This is a genomic window from Clostridium sp. HMP27 (assembly GCF_000765165.1).
In the GTDB taxonomy this organism is placed as follows: domain Bacteria; phylum Bacillota; class Clostridia; order Clostridiales; family Clostridiaceae; genus Clostridium_AK.
On the sequence record NZ_JMFY01000017.1, the window covers coordinates 21,874 to 41,580 of the forward strand.

The window sequence follows — 19,707 nt, forward strand, 5'->3', positions numbered from 1 at the left end:
AAATGAACGAAAGAGCACTTAGAGTATTAGAATTTAATAAAATAAGAGAAATGATTAAGAATTATGCAGTAACTGGAGCAGGTAAAGATTTAATCGAAAAATTAGAGCCTTATAAAAGTTTATATGAAGTTCAAGAGCATCTTGAGGAAACTCATGAAGCATTGATGCTTTTAACGAAAAAGGGCACTCCTCCCTTTGAAGGAGTACATGATGTACGAGAAGGTATAAATAGAGCTGAAAAGGGTTCTGTACTTTTACCAGGACAGCTTTTAAGAATTGCAGCACTTCTTAGAAGTGCAAGAAGATTTAAAGATTATGTATCTCACAAGGAAGAAGAAGAAAGCTACAGAGTTATTGAAAGCATCTGCGAAGGAATTGTACCTCTTAAGAGTCTCGAGGATGAAATATTTAATGCAATCATAGGGGAAGAAGAGATATCAGATAAGGCAAGTTCAACTCTTTATAATATAAGAAGAACTTTAAAAGATAAAAATGCTTCTATAAGAGATAAAGTAAATTCACTTATGAGAGCACATTCAGACCATCTTCAAGAGAGCTTATATACCATTAGAGGAGATAGATATGTGCTTCCTGTAAAAGCAGAGCACAAGGGAGCGGTACCAGGTCTTGTTCATGATCAAAGCTCATCTGGAGCAACGCTCTTTATAGAACCTATGAGCTTAGTTAACTTAAATAATGAAATAAAAGAACTGATGCTAAAGGAAAAGGCCGAAATAGAAAGAATACTTCAAGAGCTTTCAGGAAAAGTATATGATAATATTTTTGCTGTTAAAAATAATGCAGAGATAGTTTGGGAACTGGATTTTATATTTGCAAAAGCTAAGTTTGGAAGTAATATGAATGCAACTCGTCCTCATGTAAATGATGATGGAGTAATAGATATAATAGAATCAAGACATCCTTTAATAGATCCTAAAGTAGTGGTATATAATGATATATATTTAGGAAAAGATTTCACATCACTTATAGTTACAGGACCTAACACAGGAGGGAAAACTGTTACTTTAAAAACTGTAGGACTTCTTCATATAATGGCATTAAGCGGTCTTATGATACCTGCAAAGGAAAATTCTACAGTAAGCTTCTTTAAGGAAATATTTGCAGATATAGGTGATGAGCAAAGTATTGAACAAAGCTTATCTACGTTTTCATCTCATATGACAAATATAGTAAAGATTATGGATGAGGCAGATGAAAATTCCTTAGCATTATTTGATGAATTGGGGGCTGGTACAGACCCTACAGAGGGAGCAGCTCTTGCTGTAGCTATACTTGAAAATTTAAGAAAGAGAAAAACCAAAGTAGTAGCAACTACTCATTATAGCGAGATTAAGGGATATGCGCTTAAAACTTCAGGAGTAGAGAATGCTTCTGTGGAGTTTAATGTGGAAACTTTAAGACCAACCTATAGACTTTTAATAGGTGTTCCAGGAAAATCAAATGCATTCGAAATATCTAAAAGACTGGGACTTCCTAATTATATAATAGATGATGCTAAAGAAAGCATTTCTAGTGATAGTTTAAGATTTGAAGATTTGATTCAAAGTCTCCAAGAAAAAAGTATAAAAGCTGCAGAAGATGCACGTAAGGCTGAAATATTAAAAATTCAAGCTGAAAATTTAAAAGAAAAGTACGAAGAAAAATTAAATACTGTAGATAGAACTAGAGAAAAGGCCTTAAGAGAAGCTCAAAGAGAAGGAAAAAATATATTAAGAGAAGCTAAAGAAGAAGCAGATACTATACTTAAAAATATAAGAGAATTAGAGAGAATGGGTTACTCTTCTGATGCAAGACAAAAGCTTGAAAGTGAAAGAGCAAAGCTTAAAAATAAAATGGACCAGTTAGATAGCATGGAAGAAGCTACTAAAAAGGATGAAGGGCAAGAATTAAAAACCGTAAATGTTGGAGAAGAAGTTTTCCTACCTTCATTAAATCAAAAAGTTATTATACTTACAAAGCCTGATAATAGGGGAGAAGTTCAAGTTCAAGCTGGTATAATGAAAATAAGCGTAAAGGTAAAGGACTTAAGGGCAGCTAATGGAGTAAGTAGAGAAGAAAAGAAAATTAAAAAGAGAGAAGCTAAATTGAACTTAAGAAGTGTAGAATCATCCATAGATTTGAGAGGATTAGATGCAGAAGAAGCGGTTTATAATACTGATAAATATTTGGATGAAGCATATATGGCAGGTCTTGGATCAGTAACAGTCATACATGGAAAAGGTACCGGGATTCTCAGAAAAGCTATACATGATATGTTAAAGCGCCATCCTCATGTAAAAACTTATAGAATAGGAGCATATGGAGAAGGCGGAGAAGGAGCAACAATTGCAGAACTAAAATAGTGCCACCCACATGGCAAGTGGCAAGTTAAGAGGTAAGCATATCTGATATGCTTACCTTAATTTTATCTTCTTCAATTCCCTCTAAATGTAATACATTAAACACTTCTATAACCATACAATTACTGGCATCATCTATTAACATAAGAAATAATCTTTAGATTTAGGTTTTATTATACAGCTGAAGTGGGAAAGATATAAGCAATTAAAAAATCATTTATAAAGCAGAGGGGATAGAAATTAAAAAGATTAAATTAATAATTATTACATTTACAGTAATTTTTTTAATTACAATATTATCCATATACATATATAAATCTAAAAATATCGTTGAATCGGCAGCAAAAGGGTCCTCAGATGTAGACCTTGCTTTTGCTGTGTTAGGAGATATCCATGAAAACACTGGTAGTCTTAAAAAGGCTATCAAGGACTTATATAAGATAAACTCTAATATGGATGTATTAATATTAAATGGTGATATTGTAGATCAAGGTTCAGATAGGCAGTATAAATCAATAAAAAATGTATTAAATAAAAATAAGAAATTACTGCCTAAAGCAATTATCAAAAATATTGGTAACCATGAGTTTTTTGAGTATGATATTAGCATTAATTCACCAGAGCAAGTTCAAGGCTTTATAAATAGGTATCTTGAATTTGCTGGGGAGAGTAATGTATATCATGATACATGGGTAAGAGGTTATCATTTTATATCATTAGGTTCTGAGGATGGCAACTCTGAAACATTAAATTCTATGACAGCATTTATATCAGATAAACAGTTAAAATGGTTTGAGGAAAAGCTTGGTGCAAATTATCAAAAAGGAAGGCCAATATTTGTATTTCTTCACCAGCCATTAGATTATGGTAATGTAGGATGGATTGGTGTTAAGCAAAGTGAACAAATTAAAGAAATATTATCACAATATCCAGAAGTAATATTATTTTCATCTCATAGTCATAGTGATTTAAATGAAAACAGTGTAATTTTAAATATGCCATTTACAATAGTTAATACGGGGGCAGTTCATTATACTATTATTAATGATGCAAACAGTAAAAATGGCAGGAGAAGTGAACGCTATATTAAAGGTGTGTATGTTGAAGTGAAGGGTAATAATGTTACTATTAAGGGGAGAGACATTAAAGAGAAGAAGTGGATATTTACTAAGGTGCTGTCCTAAATGATTTAGAAGATCACTTTAGGACAGCACCTCTATTATTTACAGATTTACAACTTTTATATAATTAACTTCAGGATCTTCAGTACCCTGAACGTATAATCCGGTATCTTTAAGCCTTTGAACGTATTCTATTATTTCTTTAGTTATAACTTCTCCAGGGCATAATATAGGAATTCCTGGTGGATAAGCCATTAGAAATTCTCCGCTAACTTCTCCTATACTTTGCTTTAATGGAAGAGAAACTTTGTCACTATTAAATGCTTCCCTTGGATTTAACTCCTGTCTTGGAATAGATGGAATATCTATGAAGTCAGATTTTACTTCTCCTTTTCCATAGTAGTCTTCACTTATTTCTTTTAAAGCATTTAAAAGTGCATTTATACTTTCTTTAGTATCTCCAAAGGAACCTACAGCAAGTACATTATATAAATCTGATAGTTCTACTTGAATGTGGTACTTATTTGAAAGTATCATATCTAAATCATATCCTGTTATGCCTAAATCTCTACAAGTAATAGTTATTTTTGTAGGATCTAATGCAAATGCACCAGGCTTATTTAAAATTTCACATCCGAAGCAGTAGAATCCTGGAATTTTATTTATTTCTTCACGGGCATAATTTGCAAGTTCAATGGTATTATCTAATAGCTCACGTCCATGTAGAGCAATTTGTCGTCTAGCACAATCAAGTGAAGCCATTAATATATAAGAAGGCGATGTAGTTTGAAGTAAGTTTAATTGTTGTTTAACTCTGTGAGTGTCTACTCTTTTGGAACGTACTTGTAGTAGTGAACATTGAGTTAATGCACCAATTATTTTATGTGTACTTTGAGCACATATATCAGCTCCAGCTTCAATTGCAGACATAGGTAACTTTTCATTAAATCCTAAGTGAGGCCCATGAGCTTCATCTACTATTAATGGAATGTCATAGCTATGAACTATATCAGCTATTTTTTTAATATCTGTAGCCACTCCATAATAAGTTGGATTTATAATAAGTACTGCTTTGGCATCTGGATGCGCTTTAAGGGTTTTTTCTACTGTTTCAGGAGTAACACCATGTGCTATTCCAACAGTTTTATCTAACTCTGGTTGCATATAAACTGGAGTCGCTCCACTTAAAATTATACCTGCAGTTACAGATTTATGAACATTTCTAGGAATTAATATTTTGTCCCCAGATTTTACTACAGACATAATCATGGCTTGGATAGCACCAGAAGTTCCATGGATAGAAAAAAACGTTGCATCAGCGCCATAGGCATCTGCAGCTAATTCCTGTGCCTTTTTTATAGGGCCTGTAGAATGATGTAGGCTATCCACTAATTTAAAAACAGTTACATCTATTTTAAATGGATTTATCCCTATAAAATTTTTAAATTCCTCATCCATACCTATGCCCTTTTTGTGACCAGGAACGTGAAAAGGAATTGTCTCTCTATTAACATACTCCATTAATGCGTCGAATAAAGGAGTTTCATTTTGATCTAATTTATACACCTTGATAAGCACCTTCTTTCACAAAATTACACCCGTGAAACTATGTCAATTCAATGGTTTCCGTGGATTTTTTATAAAACAATATCATTATAAGGTAAATGATAGGTAAATGCAATATAAATTGAAAAATATTTTACTGTGTCAATTTGGAATTTATATGGTAAAATATATATACAATTACTTCAGGTATAAAGTAGATTTTTAAAATAAGAGAGTAGTATAATTATTTTTATAAATACTTTAAATTTACATAAGGGAGAGGGTAACTATGTCATATGTAGACAAGTATAATCTATGGATTGATTCTGATTACATAGATGAAAACACAAAGAAAGAATTAAGAGATATTAGAGATGAAAAGGATTTAGAGGATAGATTTTATAGGGAATTAGAGTTTGGTACTGGTGGACTTAGGGGTATAATAGGTGCAGGGACAAATAGAATGAATATATATACTGTAGGTAAAGCTACACAAGGTCTTGCTAATTACTTGAATTCAAATTATACAGAAGATAAGTCTGTAGCAATTGCACACGATTCAAGAATAATGTCTAGAGAATTTGCAGAAGCAGCAGCAGGGGTTTTAGCAGCTAATGGGATAAAGGTATATATATTTGATTCTTTAAGGCCAACTCCAATGCTTTCTTATACTACAAGACATTTAAATTGTAGTGCTGGCATATGTGTAACAGCTTCTCATAATCCTAAAGCATATAACGGATATAAGGTATATGGGGAAGATGGAGGACAGATAACTGATGAAAAGGCAAAGTATATACTTAACTCTATAGAAAATGTAGATGATTTTTCACTAATAAAAAAGATGGATTTTAACGAAGGAGTTAAAAATCACATTATAAACATAATAGGAGAAGAAGTAGATAAAACCTATTATGAAAAGGTAAAGGCGTTAACTATAAGAAAAAATTTAGTTAAGGAAAAGGCTAAAGATTTAAAAATTATATATACGCCTCTTCATGGTTCTGGAAATATTCCAGTTAGAAGGGTATTAAGTGAATTAGGATATACAAATGTACATGTGGTAAAAGAGCAGGAAGCTCCAGATGGAACTTTCCCAACTGCACCTTATCCAAATCCGGAAAAAAAGGAAGTATTTGATATTGCATTAACTATGGCAGAAGAAATAAATGCAGATATTATTTTTGGAACAGACCCAGATTGTGATAGAATAGGAGCTGTAGTAAAAGATAATAAGGGAGAGTATAAAGTTCTTACTGGGAACCAAGTAGGACTACTTTTATCTCATTACATGCTTTCATCATTAAAGGAACTTAATGAATTGCCTTCCAATGGAACTGTAATAAAGACCATTGTTACAACAGATATGATTGAGGAAATTGCAAAGGATTTTGATATCACTGTAATGAGTGTGCTAACTGGATTTAAGTATATAGGGGAAAAGATAAAGGAATTTGAAGAAAGCAAAAAGTTTAGCTATATATTTGGATTTGAAGAAAGTTACGGTTATCTTGCAGGAGATTTTGTAAGGGATAAAGATGCAGTAATTGCAGCAGCACTTATATGTGAGATGACTTTATATTACAAAGAGCAAGGTTTAAGCTTATATGAAGGATTAATTAAACTTTATGATAAATATGGATATTTCAAAGAGAGCTTAATATCTATGGATTTTGTTGGAAAGGAAGGCCAGGAAGACATAGAAAAAATACTTCAATATTTAAGACATTCTATGAATCCAGCTATAGCAGGAGTAAAAATAGTTAAAAAGGCCGATTATAAGCTTGGAATAGAAAAGGATATTGTGAATATTCAAGAAACTACCATTGACCTGCCTAAATCGAATGTTTTAAAATTTATATTAGAGGATGGCTCTTGGTTTGTGGTAAGACCTTCTGGAACTGAACCAAAGATGAAAGTGTATTTATCAGTTAAAGAAAAAAGCATGGAAAAAGCTGAAACAAAAATAAAAGATTTTGAAAAGAATGTAATGGATATAGTAAATAGTGCTCAAACCTTATAACATATTAGGAGGTAACGTTTATGGGTATACAATCTCGTTTTTCCGACAAGCTAACAAATATACTATTTTTAGAAGTAAACAATGAAAGATTAAGCAATATATTTAATATGAATATAGAAGACAATGTCTATATGCCTATAAAAGCTCAAGATATTATAGATAAGGTTAAGTCAGGCCAGAATGTAGATTCAATTCCTGTTATATATTTCTTAGAAGCTATGTGTTTTGTAATGGGGGCAGATAATAATTTCAAGTTTAATAATATATATAAAACCATATTATTAAATTTTGATGAGGGCATAAATTTTGTTAAGGGCAAGATATACAAGGCTGTAGAAAATAATAATTTTGAAGATGCATATATATTATTAAAAGGCTTAGTTCAAGTTGAAGAAAATGAGGAAAATTACAGTAAATTAATAATTCTAGCAGATAAATTAAGAAACTTAGATAAGGAATATATAGAAGAGGAAAAAGAAGTACTCGATAAAACTAAGGAGATCTTAGAAGAACTTTCAATTACTTATTTATATGAAGCACTTTTAAAAAGAGATGAAAAGGACTACGAAGGTGCATTATTTGCATTAAATAACTATATTTCTAGAGGTGGAGAAGAAAATGCTGATATTATAGATTTAAAGCTTTCACTTAAGAATATAGTTGAGTATGAGAAAGGGAAAAAGCTTTCTTATGAAGATCCAGCTCAAGCATTAAAGCTATTAGTGCCTCTTATTTCAGAATTTAATGATGATGCTGTTTTATACTATCATATAGCTGTATGTTATAGAAATTTATCAATTCATGAAAAAGCAATTTATTATTTAAATGAAGCTTTGAGCATAGATAGTGCTATGCCTGAAGTGGTAAATGAGCTTGGAATAAATTACGCATCTATGGGGGATTTTGACAAAGCTATAATTTATCTAAGAAGAGCTTTTGAAGCTACTAAGTCTGTAGAAATTTGCACCAATCTTATAATGTGTTATTTAGATGCGGGTAAAATAGAAGATGCAAAGCTTCACTTGAATATAGCTAAAAAGTTAAATCCTAACGATGAAATTGTAATAGAAATAGATAATTTATTTAAGGATATGTAATTAAATTATCCTTCACAAGAGGGAAAGGAAGTACATGGAGTAATGAAAGTAAAAAAAGCTATTATACCTGCAGCAGGGCTTGGAACAAGATTTCTTCCTGCTACAAAAGCTCAACCTAAGGAGATGCTTCCTATAGTAGATAAACCTACTATACAATATATAATTGAGGAAGCTGTTGCATCAGGTATAGAAGAGATACTTATAATTACAGGTAGAAATAAAAGAGCCATAGAAGACCATTTCGATAAGTCTATAGAATTGGAAAACCAATTACAAAGTACAGGAAAAGAAGAATTACTTTCCATGGTAAATGACATATCAAATATGGCAGATATATATTATATAAGACAAAAAGAGCCAAAAGGACTTGGACATGCTATAGGCTGTGCTAAAACCTTTGTCGGCAATGAACCTTTTGCAGTTATGCTTGGTGATGATGTGGTAGATAGCAGCGTTCCATGCTTAAAACAGCTTATTGATTGTTATAATGAATATAAGACTACAATACTTGGCGTACAAGAAGTCCCACAAAATGATGTTCATAAGTATGGTATCATAAAGGGAAATTATATAGAAGATAGAGTTTATAAGGTGAAAGATTTAGTAGAAAAGCCTAGAACAGAAGAGGCACCCTCAAATATAGCAATACTTGGAAGGTATATAATAACACCTCAAATATTTGAAATACTTGAAAACACCGAACCTGGAAAGGGTGGAGAAATTCAACTAACGGATGCCTTAAGATCATTATCTTCAGGAGAAGCCATGTACGCATATTGTTTTAATGGAAAAAGATATGATGTTGGAGACAAATTAGGATTTTTACAGGCCACAGTTGAATATGCACTTAAAAGGGATGACTTAAAAGAAAAATTTATGAATTATTTATTGAACTTGAAAAACAGTGAAAAATTTAAGAAATTATTATGAAAAGTATTAATCTAATATAAACTAAGGGTAAAAGAAATTATTTTATTATATTTGATAATTACTAAAAATCAATATGGATACAAGCTATGTAAAACCCCTTAATATGCTTATTTGCATATTAAGGGGTTTTGTATCATATTATGCAAAAATTTATATATATTTCTTTATTTATATGGTAAACTCTTAATATATGGGCATATTAAGAGTTGAATAATTTTTTGAATGATGTAAAATAATTAAGGAAACATCTCATAGGATGAGATGTGCTAACTTACATGAGACATCTCAATAATTTTGACATAGGATGTGATTAAAGTGCAAAAGGACAAAAAATTAATTTTTTATGATATTGCGTTGCTTATTTTATCGTTATATATAGCTCTTCTCCTAAGGTTGGATTTTAAAATTCCTAGTGAATATGTGGAGTTTTTTTACTTATCATTTCTGCCTGTAATAATTATTACATTGTTCTTTAATAAGATTTTTCATTTGTATGATAGTATATGGAAGTATGCTTCTATAGAAGAACTTATTTCTATAATATACTCAGTTTCATTATCAAATGTAATATTTATTCTATATAGTTATTTCATAAATTATAAAATACTAGAGACCAGATATTTTAGATTTCCATTTACAGTTCATATAATATTTTGGCTTTTATCAGTGGTTTCACTGGGGGGAACCAGGTTTATATTTAGATTAGTAGATGAAATGAATACTAATAAGAACTGTGAGGAAAAGAAAAAGAGGCTTCTTATTATAGGAGCTGGTGATGCATCAGCACTCCTTATAAAAGAAATAAAGAAGAGTGACTATCTAAATTATGACATAGTAGGACTTATTGATGATGATTCATCTAAACAAGGAAAGCACATAAGTGGAGTTAAAGTAATTGGTGAGAGAAATGATATAGTTAGGATATGCGCTGAAAATAAGGTGGAAGAGATTATTTTTGCTATGCCTTCAACGGAAATAGAAACAAAGAGAAAAATAATAAATATATGCAAAAATACTTCAGCTAAATTAAAAACCTTACCAGGTATTTATGAAATAATAGACGGAAAAGTAAATGTAAATAAGATAAGAGATGTAAATATCGAAGATTTACTTGGAAGAGAAGAAGTAAGATTAAATAATAAGGATATAGATAAGTATATAAAAGACAAGGTCATATTGGTAACAGGTGGAGGAGGCTCCATTGGTTCAGAATTATGCAGACAAATAGCTAAATTTAATCCAAATAAACTTCTTATAATGGACATATATGAAAATAATGCATATGATTTACAAATGGAGTTAAATTATAATTATCCTGGTTTGGATAAGGAAGTTCTAATAGCTTCTATAAGAGATGAGAATAAAATTAAAAGTATATTTGAGGAATATAAACCAGATGTTGTTTTTCACGCGGCGGCTCATAAGCATGTTCCTCTAATGGAGAGCAATCCTGGTGAAGCAATAAAAAACAACGTTATAGGAACTTATAATATTGCAAAATTTAGCCATATTTATGGAGTTAAAAAATTTGTACAAATAAGTACAGATAAAGCAGTGAATCCTACAAATATAATGGGAGCAACTAAAAGATTTTGTGAGATAATAATTCAGGCTTTTGATACTGTAAGTAATACAGAATATGTAGCTGTAAGATTTGGGAATGTACTTGGTAGCAATGGATCGGTTATTCCGCTGTTTAAGAAACAAATAGCACATGGAGGGCCTGTTACGGTAACACACCCAGAGATAAATAGATACTTTATGACTATACCTGAAGCTGCCCAATTAGTTATACAAGCAGGAAGTATGGCTAAGGGTGGAGAAATATTTGTACTAGACATGGGGGAACCTGTTAAAATAGTAGATTTAGCTAAGGATTTAATAAAACTTTCCGGGTATCAACCAGGACTCGATATAAAAATAGAGTATACTGGATTAAGACCAGGAGAAAAGCTGTATGAAGAACTACTTATAGATGAAGTAGCTTTAACATCTACTGAACATGATAAAATATTTGTAGAAAAACCTACAGGTAATAGTATCGAGTTCATAGAAAAATCAATTGAAGAATTTAAACAAGTAATTCATAAGAGTAAGGAAGAAATATTTAAGCTTATGGAAGAAAAGGTTCCTACTTATAAAAGAAAGAAAAATAACTAAAAATAGTGCAAAAGGGGAGAACAATATGAAGGTTGATCTATTGGATCTAAAGGTTCAGTATAATAATATTCAAGATAAAATTGATAAAGCCATAAAAGAGGTGCTAGAAAGCACTCACTTTATCATGGGGCCTAATGTAAAGGGATTTGAAAAAGAAGCAGCAGAATTTACAGGTGTAAAACATGCATTAGGAGTTGCTAATGGAACAGATGCTATAATGCTTATACTAAAGGCATTAGGAGTGGGACCTGGAGATGAAGTTATAACTACTCCATATACTTTCTTTGCATCAGCAGAAACCACATCAGTTTTAGGAGCTACACCTGTTTTTGCGGATATAGATAAAAATACTTTATGCATAGACCCTGAAAGTATAGAAAAGAAAATAACTGATAAGACAAAAGCAATTATACCAGTTCACATATTTGGACAGATGTGTGATATGGATAAAATAATGGAAATAAGCAAAAAGTATGATATACCTGTAATAGAAGATGCTTGCCAGGCAATTGGAGCAGAATATAAAGGTAAAAAGGCAGGTTCTATTGGTATAGCAGGAACATATTCATTCTTTCCTACAAAAAATTTAGGATGTTACGGTGATGGAGGAATGGTTGTAACTAATAGTGATGAATTAGCAGAAAAGGTAAGAATGCTAAGAGTGCATGGTGCTAAAGAAAAATATCGTCATGAAGCTATAGGATATAACAGTAGATTAGATGAAATACAAGCAGCGGTTTTAAGAATCAAATTAAATTATTTAAACGAATGGAGCTCAAATAGATATGAAAGAGCACAAGTGTATCATGAATTATTAAAGGATACTGATATAGTAGTTCCATTTGAAGATAAAAATTGTAAACATGTATATCATCAATATGTAATAAGATGTGAAAGAAGAGATGAACTTGCAAAATATTTAAATGAAAAGGGTATAGGAACAGCAATATATTATCCAATACCAGTCCATCTTTTAGAAGTTTATAAAAGCTTAGGATATAAGGAAGGAGATTTACCTATATCTGATAAAGCTTGTGAAAAAGCATTAGCATTACCTATGTTCCCCGAACTTACAACAGAGCAGCAAGAATATGTAGTTCAGTGTATAAAGGATTTTTATAATAACAATTAATGTGTAAGGATGAATTAATAATGAAGGTTTTAGTTATTTCTCATATGTATCCTTCAACTTTTAATCCCATGGCAGGGATCTTTGTTCATGAACAAGTCAAAGCTTTAATAAATAATGGCTGTGAAGTAAAAGTGGTAAGCCCAGTACCTTGGGCACCTTTTCCTTTACAACATTTAAATAAAAAGTGGAAACTATATTCCGAAATTCCTAATAAAACTGATTTAGAAGGGGTAGAGGTATATTATCCAAGATATATAGAGTTTCCTAGAGGATTTTTATTTCATAAGTCTGGTAAACTTATGTTTAATGGGATAAAAACTACTATAGCTGATATATATAAAGAGTTTAAATTTGATGTTATTCATAGCCATGTAGCTCTCCCAGATGGGTATTCAGGAATGCTTATAAATAAAGAATATAAAGCTTTGCATGTAGTAACTGTACATGGGCAAGACTTTCAACAAACTTTACATAAGAATGAACAAACTAAAAATGCGCTTTTTAAGGTTTTAAATTCAGTGGATAGTATCGTAGTTGTTAGTAATAAGTTGAAAAATATAGTTAAGGAATTTGAGTTTTCATCTAAACTAACTGTAGTTCATAACGGTATAAGCAAAGAGTACATTGATTATCGTAGCGAAGAAAGCATTAATAAGGATTGCTTAGAAATTTTAAGCATTTCTAATCTTATACCTATTAAGGGATTAGAGTTTAATATTAAAGCAGTCAGTGAGCTAGTTAAAAAGTATCCTAATTTGATTTATACAATAGTAGGAGACGGTGCGTTAAGAGATGAACTGGAAAATCTAGTTAAGGAATTAAATATAGAAAAACATGTTACATTTATAGGAAGAGTTAAGCATGAAGACGTGTTTGCTTACATAAAGAAATGTGACATATTTTCACTACCAAGTTATAATGAAGGTTTTGGAGTTGCATACATAGAGGCTATGTCTCAAGGTAAACCTATTATAGGAGTTAAAGGTCAGGGAATAGAAGATATTATAATAAATGGTGAAAATGGATTCTTGGTTAGTCCTAAAAGTCATGAAGAAATTTATAATATACTTGAAACTCTTATAAAAGATAAGGATAAGAGAGAGCAAATTGGGGAAAATGCTAAAAAGTGTGTAGAAGAAAATTTAACTTGGGATATAAATGCAGATAAGATGATAAAAATATATAATAATCATTTAAAAATACCAAAAATATAACACATATGTTATTTAAAATATATATTATAAAAAAATTTGACCATATTAATCACAAAGTGTATAATTTTATGTGGTTATTTAAATTTACAAACCTAGGAGGTTCAAAACATGTCACAATTAAGAGATATGCTTATAGAAAAATTAGAAAATAAAACAGCAAAACTCGGAGTAGTGGGACTCGGATATGTAGGATTACCACTAGCAGTAGAAAAAGCTAAGGCAGGATACGAAGTAATAGGTTTTGATGTTCAAGATAAAAAAGTAGAAATGGTTAATGAAGGACACAACTATATCGGAGATGTTGTGGATGCTGATTTAAAGAAGATAATAGAAGAAGGAAAGCTAAAGGCAACAACTGATTTTAGTTTTGTTTCAGAAGTAGACGCAGTATCCATTGCAGTGCCAACTCCACTTGATTTATATAAACAGCCAGATTTATCATATGTGGTAAGCTCTGCTAAAAGTATAGCTAAATACTTACATAAGGGCATGCTTGTAGTACTTGAAAGTACTACATACCCAGGAACGACTGAAGAAGTGTTAAGACCAATACTTGAAGAAACAGGATTAAAATGTGGGGAAGACTTTTTCTTAGCCTTTTCACCAGAAAGAGTAGATCCAGGTAATAAGCAGTTTAAAACTAAAAATACTCCAAAGGTTGTAGGCGGATGCACTCCAGATTGTACAGAAGTGGCTGCTGTATTATACAGAAATGTATTAGAAGGAGAAATACACACAGTATCCTCACCAGCAGTAGCAGAAATGGAAAAAATACTTGAAAATACATTTAGAAATATAAATATAGCGCTTGTAAATGAAATAGCTATGTTATGTAATAAAATGAAGATAGATGTATGGGAAGTAATAGATGCAGCAAAAACAAAGCCATATGGTTTTATGCCATTTTATCCAGGTCCAGGATTAGGCGGACACTGTATACCACTAGATCCATTCTACTTAGAATGGAAAGCTAAGGAATATGACTTCCATACAAGACTTATAGAAACTTCTGGAGATATAAATGACAGAATGCCAGAATTTGTAGTGGATAATGTTATGAAGTTATTAAATAAAGAAAAGAAGTCTATGAATGGAGCAAAGGTACTTTTAATGGGAGTGGCTTATAAAAATGATATAGATGATATGAGAGAATCTCCAGCATTAAAGGTAATAGAACACTTAGAAAAGCATGGAGCAGATGTAATAATTTGCGACCCATATGTTCCAGAATTTGAGCATAAGAACAACCAATACTATTCAGTGGATTGGAAAGAAGTTATAGATGAATCTGATATAGTAGTTATAACTACAAATCACAGCAATATAGATTATGAAACTTTAGTAGAGAAAGCTAAGATTGTATATGATACTAGAAATGCTACTAAAGAAGTTAAAAATAATAGAGAAAAAATTTATAAATTATAGGATAAAACTTAATTTAGATGGAGCAAAAACTCCATCTAAAATTTAGTGGAATAAATTCATAAGAGTAAAGTTAAAGGATAGGCTTAATATAGCTTATCCTAATTTATAATTAAGGTAAGAGGTGTTTTGGGTGAAAAAATTAAGGTTTGCAATCATTGGTTGCGGAAGAATTTCATATAAACATGTGGAAGCGTTGATAAACAATAAGGAAGAAGCAGTACTCGTAGCTACTTGTGACGTAGACAAGGAAAAGGCAGAATCTAAAGCTTCCGAATACATAAAGGGAATGAATACTCCAGTAAATGTAGGAATTTACGTTGATTATAAGGAAATGTTAGAAAAAGAAGATATAGATGTTGTAGCTATTGCTACAGAAAGTGGATATCATCCTGAAATAACTATACATTGCATGAATAAGGGTAAGCATGCAATTGTTGAAAAGCCAATGGCTCTTTCTATAGAAGATGCAGATGCTATGATAAAATGTGCTAGAGAAAATAATGTAAAGCTTTGTATAAGTCATCAAAATAGATTTAATGAACCTATACAAAAATTAAGAGAAGCTGTAGATTCAGGAAGATTCGGAAGACTTATTAATGGTACGGCAAGAATACTATGGAATAGAAATATGGGTTATTATACCCAAGCTCCTTGGAGAGGTACCTGGGAACTTGATGGTGGTACACTAATGAATCAGTGTATACATAATATAGATTTATTACAATGGATGATGGGCGGAGAGATAGATACTGTATATGCACAGTGCGATACTTTCCTAAGAGATATAGAAGCAGAGGATTTTGGAGCAATTATCATAAGATTTAAAAATGGTTCTATTGGAATAATAGAGGGAACTGCTTGTGTATATCCAAAAAATCTTGAAGAAACATTAAGTATATTTGGTGAAACAGGAACAGTAAGTATAGGTGGTCTTGCTGTAAATAAAATTGAAAACTGGAGATTTGCTGATGGAAAAGATAGCGAAGAGGAAATATTAAAAGAGCAGGGAGAAGATCCAGATTCAGTTTATGGTTTCGGACACACTGCACTTTATAAGGATGTTTTAGATGCTATTAATAATGATAGACAGCCGCTTATAAATGGAGAAGCAGGTAAAATAGGTATGTCTATAATACTTGCAGCTTATAAGTCAAGACTTACAGGAATGCCTGTAAAATTCCCATTAGAAAACTTTTCTACAATGGATATGGTAAATGTAGATAAACTTCATAAGTAATAGTTTAATAAGTAGGGGAGAAAGAGATATGAATTATATATCCGAAACTGCTAATTTAGGTGAAAATGTTACTGTGGGAAAATTTGTAGTAATAGAAGATGAGGTTACTATAGGAGATAACTGTATTATTGCAAATAATGTAGTTATTCACAAAGGTACTAAAATAGGTAATAACGTAAGAATTGATGACAATGCTGTAATAGGAAAAGAGCCTATGAGATCTGTAAATAGTATATTTAAAGATGAGAAGAAGCTGCCGCCAGCAAAAATATCAGATGAGTGTTTAATTGGAGCAGGCGTTATAATATACTGCGGATGTGAAATAGGTGAAAAAACACTTATTGCAGATACAGCTGTAGTAAGAGAAGATGTAACTATTGGATCAAAAACTATAATAGGTAGAGGAACTACAATAGAAAATTTCTGTACAGTTGGCTCTAATTGTAAAATACAAACCAACGTTTATTTAACAGCATATTCAACAGTTGAAGACTATGTATTTATAGCACCTTGTGTAACCACATCAAATGATAACTATGCAGCTCGCTCAAAAGAACGATTTGGAAAGTTTAAGGGCGTTACTGTTAAAAAGGGCGGCAGAATAGGAGCTGGTTCTATTATTTTACCAGGAAAAGTTATTCATGAAGATGGATTTGTAGCAGCAGGAAGTGTAGTAACTAAAGATGTGGATAAAGAAGCTATAGTGGCTGGGAATCCAGCTAAATATTTAAGACAAGTGCCAGAAGATCAACTTCTTAAAAATCAATAATACCTAATGAGGTGTAATTAATGAAAATATGTATGCTAACATCAGGACACGATGTTTTTGATAACAGGATATATTATAAGGAAATACTATCCTTAAAAAAGGTATATGATGAAATATATATCGTAGCTCCAGGAGAAAAGGACTTTGTTACGGAAGATGGAGTTATAGTTAAATGCTTTGCAAAGAGAAAAAACTGGCATGATAGATTTAGACCTATGAATGATATGTTTAAAATAGCAAAGGAAATAAAGGCTCATGTTTACCATGCTCATGAGCCTGATTCCTTTCAAGTAGCTATTAAGTTAAAAAAAGAATTAGGATCAAAGGCGATATATGATTCTCATGAATATCATCCAGAAGGCTTTGCGGAGCATTTTAAATTAGGAAAAGGAATTGTAGAAAAAGCTATATATACTTATGAAAAAATGTTAGGTAAAAATGCAGATTGTATTATATCTGTAAATGAAATTTTAATAAATAAGTTTAAAAGCTACAATAAAAATGTAGTTCTCTTGCCTAATTATCCTGTATTAAAGCAAGAAGTATTAAAGGACTACAATGAAAAGCCTACATTTATTTATGTAGGTGGTTTAAGGGAAGATAGAGGGATATTTAAAACTCTACAAGCTATAAAAAGCGTAAAGGAAGATTGTAAATACATATTTGTAGGCCCATTTGAAACAGAGGACTTTAAAAATAAATGTGAAAGTTATTTAAGACAAGAATTGCAGAATAAAGACGTAACCTTTGTTGGTAAAGTACCTCATGTGGAAGTATTTGATTATTTAAAACAAGCTCATGCAGGTTTTGTTTTACTTCAGCCAGATAATTGGAGATATGTTAACTCAGAGCCAATAAAATTATTTGAATACATGATAAGTAAAACTGCAGTAATAGGAAGTAACTTTGAAATGATAGAAAAAATAGTGAAGAATCCAGATAGCGGTGTTTTGGCAGATCCTTCATCAGAGGACGATATAGCAAGAGCTATTACAAAGATAGCTACGGATTTAGAAGCTGCAACACGTATGGGGAATATAGGATACGATAAGGTATGTAAATCTTATAACTGGAACGTATGTGAACAAAGACTTCTAGAAGCTTATAAAAGGTTAGAGTAAATTTGGAGGTAGTATGTCTGAAGTAAAAAAGGATATAAAAACTGCAGCTAAGTACAGTATAATTATTACAATTATATTGGTAGTTAGTAAGATGACAGGTTTTTTAAGAGAGTTTATAGTTGCCATACAATTAGGAGCAACTAGAGAATCGGATATATTTAAGATTGCAAGTACTATGCCACAGGTATTTTTTAGTGCTGTGGCAGCGGCGCTTGTAACTACGTTTATTCCTATATTTTCAAATGTTAAATCTAATAAGGATGAAGCAAATAAGCTTTTTAATAATGTATTAAATATAATAACCATTTTATGTGTGATTTTAACCGTTATAGGAATAATAGTTTCCCCTCAATTGGTAAAGCTATTTGCTGGGGGAATTAAGGGTCAGGATTTTTTGTTAACTGTTGATATGACAAGGATAATGATGCCATCTATAATATTTTTGGCAGTGAGTGGATTATATACAGGATATTTGCAATCCTATGGAAAGTTTATTCAGCCATCTTTAACTGGAATTGTAGCCAATGTAGTTATAATAATTGGACTCATAGTATTTTATAAATATTATGGTATAACTGCTGCAATAATTTCAGTATTTGTAGGGGCAATAGCACAGGCTTTAACACAGAGACCTTTTATGGGAAATAATTATAAATATAAATTTTACATAGATATTAAAGACCCTAATGTAAGAAAGATGCTTGCATTAGCTATACCTATTTTAATAAGCAGTGCAGTATCTCAAATAAATATTATGGTATCTAAAAATTTTGCATCTAATTTAGTACCAGGAAGTATTTCGGTAATAGATTATGCAAGTAAATTTAGTACTATAATAAATCAGGTATTCATTGTATCTATAACTACAGTATTATATCCAAAACTTACAGAAAAATATGCTATAGAAGATCATAAAGGATTTAAAGAACTTTTTGTTAAGTCTGTAAATATGGTAGTGATTGTTACTATTCCACTGATCTTTGGACTAGTAGCTTTAAGTGAACCTGTAATTAAAGTGGTTTTAGAGCATGGGAAATTTGATAGTAATGCTACTAAAGTTACATCTTTATGCCTTAAATATTTAGCGTTTTCTGCTTTTGGTTATTCATTAATGGACATTTTGGGTAAGGTGTTTTTTGCCATGAAAAATACTTTTGTACCTATGTTAAATGGATTTATATTAGTTGTAGTAAATATATTATTTGTAGTTATATTAGCACCTATTATGGGGGTAAATGGTATAGCTCTAGCTACCACTTTATCTGTAACCATTTTAGCTTTAATATTATTTATTGAACTTAAGGCAAGAATTAAAGAAGTAAGCTATCTTAAAATTTTTATAAATTTTATAAAGATGGCTACGTCAGGGTTAGTCATGTATGAAGTAGTAGTTTTATCTTATAATATGCTTTATAAGATAATGCCTCAAAGTAATTTGTTTATAGTGTCAAATATAATAATTTGCACTATAATAGGTGCATTCATATATGTAATTATGTTAATAATATTGAGGGTTGAAGAAATAAAAGGATTATTAAAGAATAAAAAATTAAAATAAGAATTAGGGGAGATA

The 19,707-nt window shown here is 31.1% G+C and carries 14 protein-coding genes; 13 read left to right on the top strand and 1 reads right to left on the bottom strand.

Annotated elements, in window-relative coordinates:
• Positions 1–2: 2 nt before the first annotated feature.
• Complete coding sequence (locus DP68_RS07875) at positions 3–2,363, top strand: endonuclease MutS2 (RefSeq protein WP_035308210.1); 2,361 nt, start codon at positions 3–5, stop codon at positions 2,361–2,363.
• Positions 2,364–2,737: 374 nt separating this feature from the next.
• Positions 2,738–3,544, top strand: coding sequence for a metallophosphoesterase (locus DP68_RS07880; protein ID WP_291547925.1), 807 nt, complete (start codon positions 2,738–2,740; stop codon positions 3,542–3,544).
• Positions 3,545–3,583: 39 nt separating this feature from the next.
• On the opposite strand, the gene DP68_RS07885 is transcribed toward DP68_RS07880, so the two are convergent.
• Positions 3,584–5,047, bottom strand: coding sequence for an aminotransferase class I/II-fold pyridoxal phosphate-dependent enzyme (locus tag DP68_RS07885; RefSeq protein WP_035308214.1), 1,464 nt, complete (start codon positions 5,045–5,047; stop codon positions 3,584–3,586).
• A 268-nt stretch (positions 5,048–5,315) separates the two neighbouring features.
• Between DP68_RS07885 and DP68_RS07890 the strand changes: the two genes are divergently transcribed.
• The 11 genes from DP68_RS07890 to murJ all read left to right on the top strand — a co-directional run bounded on the left by DP68_RS07890 (position 5,316) and on the right by murJ (position 19,692).
• A complete protein-coding gene (locus tag DP68_RS07890) occupies positions 5,316–7,049 on the top strand; it encodes a phospho-sugar mutase (RefSeq protein WP_035308216.1) in 1,734 nt (577 codons plus the stop codon).
• 20 nt (positions 7,050–7,069) lie between these two features.
• Positions 7,070–8,146 (top strand): tetratricopeptide repeat protein, encoded by a 1,077-nt coding sequence (locus tag DP68_RS07895; RefSeq protein WP_035308217.1) that lies wholly within the window; start codon positions 7,070–7,072, stop codon positions 8,144–8,146.
• A gap of 42 nt (positions 8,147–8,188) precedes the next feature.
• Positions 8,189–9,076 carry a UTP--glucose-1-phosphate uridylyltransferase GalU gene (galU, locus tag DP68_RS07900; RefSeq protein ID WP_035308218.1) on the top strand — a complete coding sequence of 296 codons (888 nt, stop codon included), beginning with the start codon at positions 8,189–8,191 and terminating at the stop codon, positions 9,074–9,076.
• A 315-nt stretch (positions 9,077–9,391) separates the two neighbouring features.
• On the top strand, positions 9,392–11,236 hold the full coding sequence (locus DP68_RS07905) for a nucleoside-diphosphate sugar epimerase/dehydratase (protein ID WP_035308220.1): 1,845 nt from the start codon (positions 9,392–9,394) through the stop codon (positions 11,234–11,236).
• Between the two features lie 25 nt (positions 11,237–11,261).
• Complete coding sequence (locus tag DP68_RS07910; protein ID WP_035308222.1) at positions 11,262–12,368, top strand: DegT/DnrJ/EryC1/StrS family aminotransferase; 1,107 nt, start codon at positions 11,262–11,264, stop codon at positions 12,366–12,368.
• 20 nt (positions 12,369–12,388) lie between these two features.
• Positions 12,389–13,582, top strand: a complete 1,194-nt coding sequence (locus DP68_RS07915; protein WP_035308225.1) for a glycosyltransferase — start codon at positions 12,389–12,391, stop codon at positions 13,580–13,582.
• Positions 13,583–13,690: 108 nt separating this feature from the next.
• Positions 13,691–15,007, top strand: coding sequence for a nucleotide sugar dehydrogenase (locus tag DP68_RS07920; protein WP_035308227.1), 1,317 nt, complete (start codon positions 13,691–13,693; stop codon positions 15,005–15,007).
• Positions 15,008–15,137: 130 nt separating this feature from the next.
• Positions 15,138–16,244, top strand: a complete 1,107-nt coding sequence (locus DP68_RS07925; protein ID WP_035308230.1) for a Gfo/Idh/MocA family oxidoreductase — start codon at positions 15,138–15,140, stop codon at positions 16,242–16,244.
• A gap of 28 nt (positions 16,245–16,272) precedes the next feature.
• Positions 16,273–17,013 carry an acyltransferase gene (locus tag DP68_RS07930; protein WP_035308232.1) on the top strand — a complete coding sequence of 247 codons (741 nt, stop codon included), beginning with the start codon at positions 16,273–16,275 and terminating at the stop codon, positions 17,011–17,013.
• Between the two features lie 20 nt (positions 17,014–17,033).
• Entirely contained in the window at positions 17,034–18,134 is a 1,101-nt protein-coding gene (locus DP68_RS07935) for a glycosyltransferase family 4 protein (RefSeq protein ID WP_035308234.1), read from the top strand.
• A 13-nt stretch (positions 18,135–18,147) separates the two neighbouring features.
• Positions 18,148–19,692, top strand: coding sequence for a murein biosynthesis integral membrane protein MurJ (gene murJ / locus DP68_RS07940; protein ID WP_035308236.1), 1,545 nt, complete (start codon positions 18,148–18,150; stop codon positions 19,690–19,692).
• Positions 19,693–19,707: the final 15 nt, after the last annotated feature.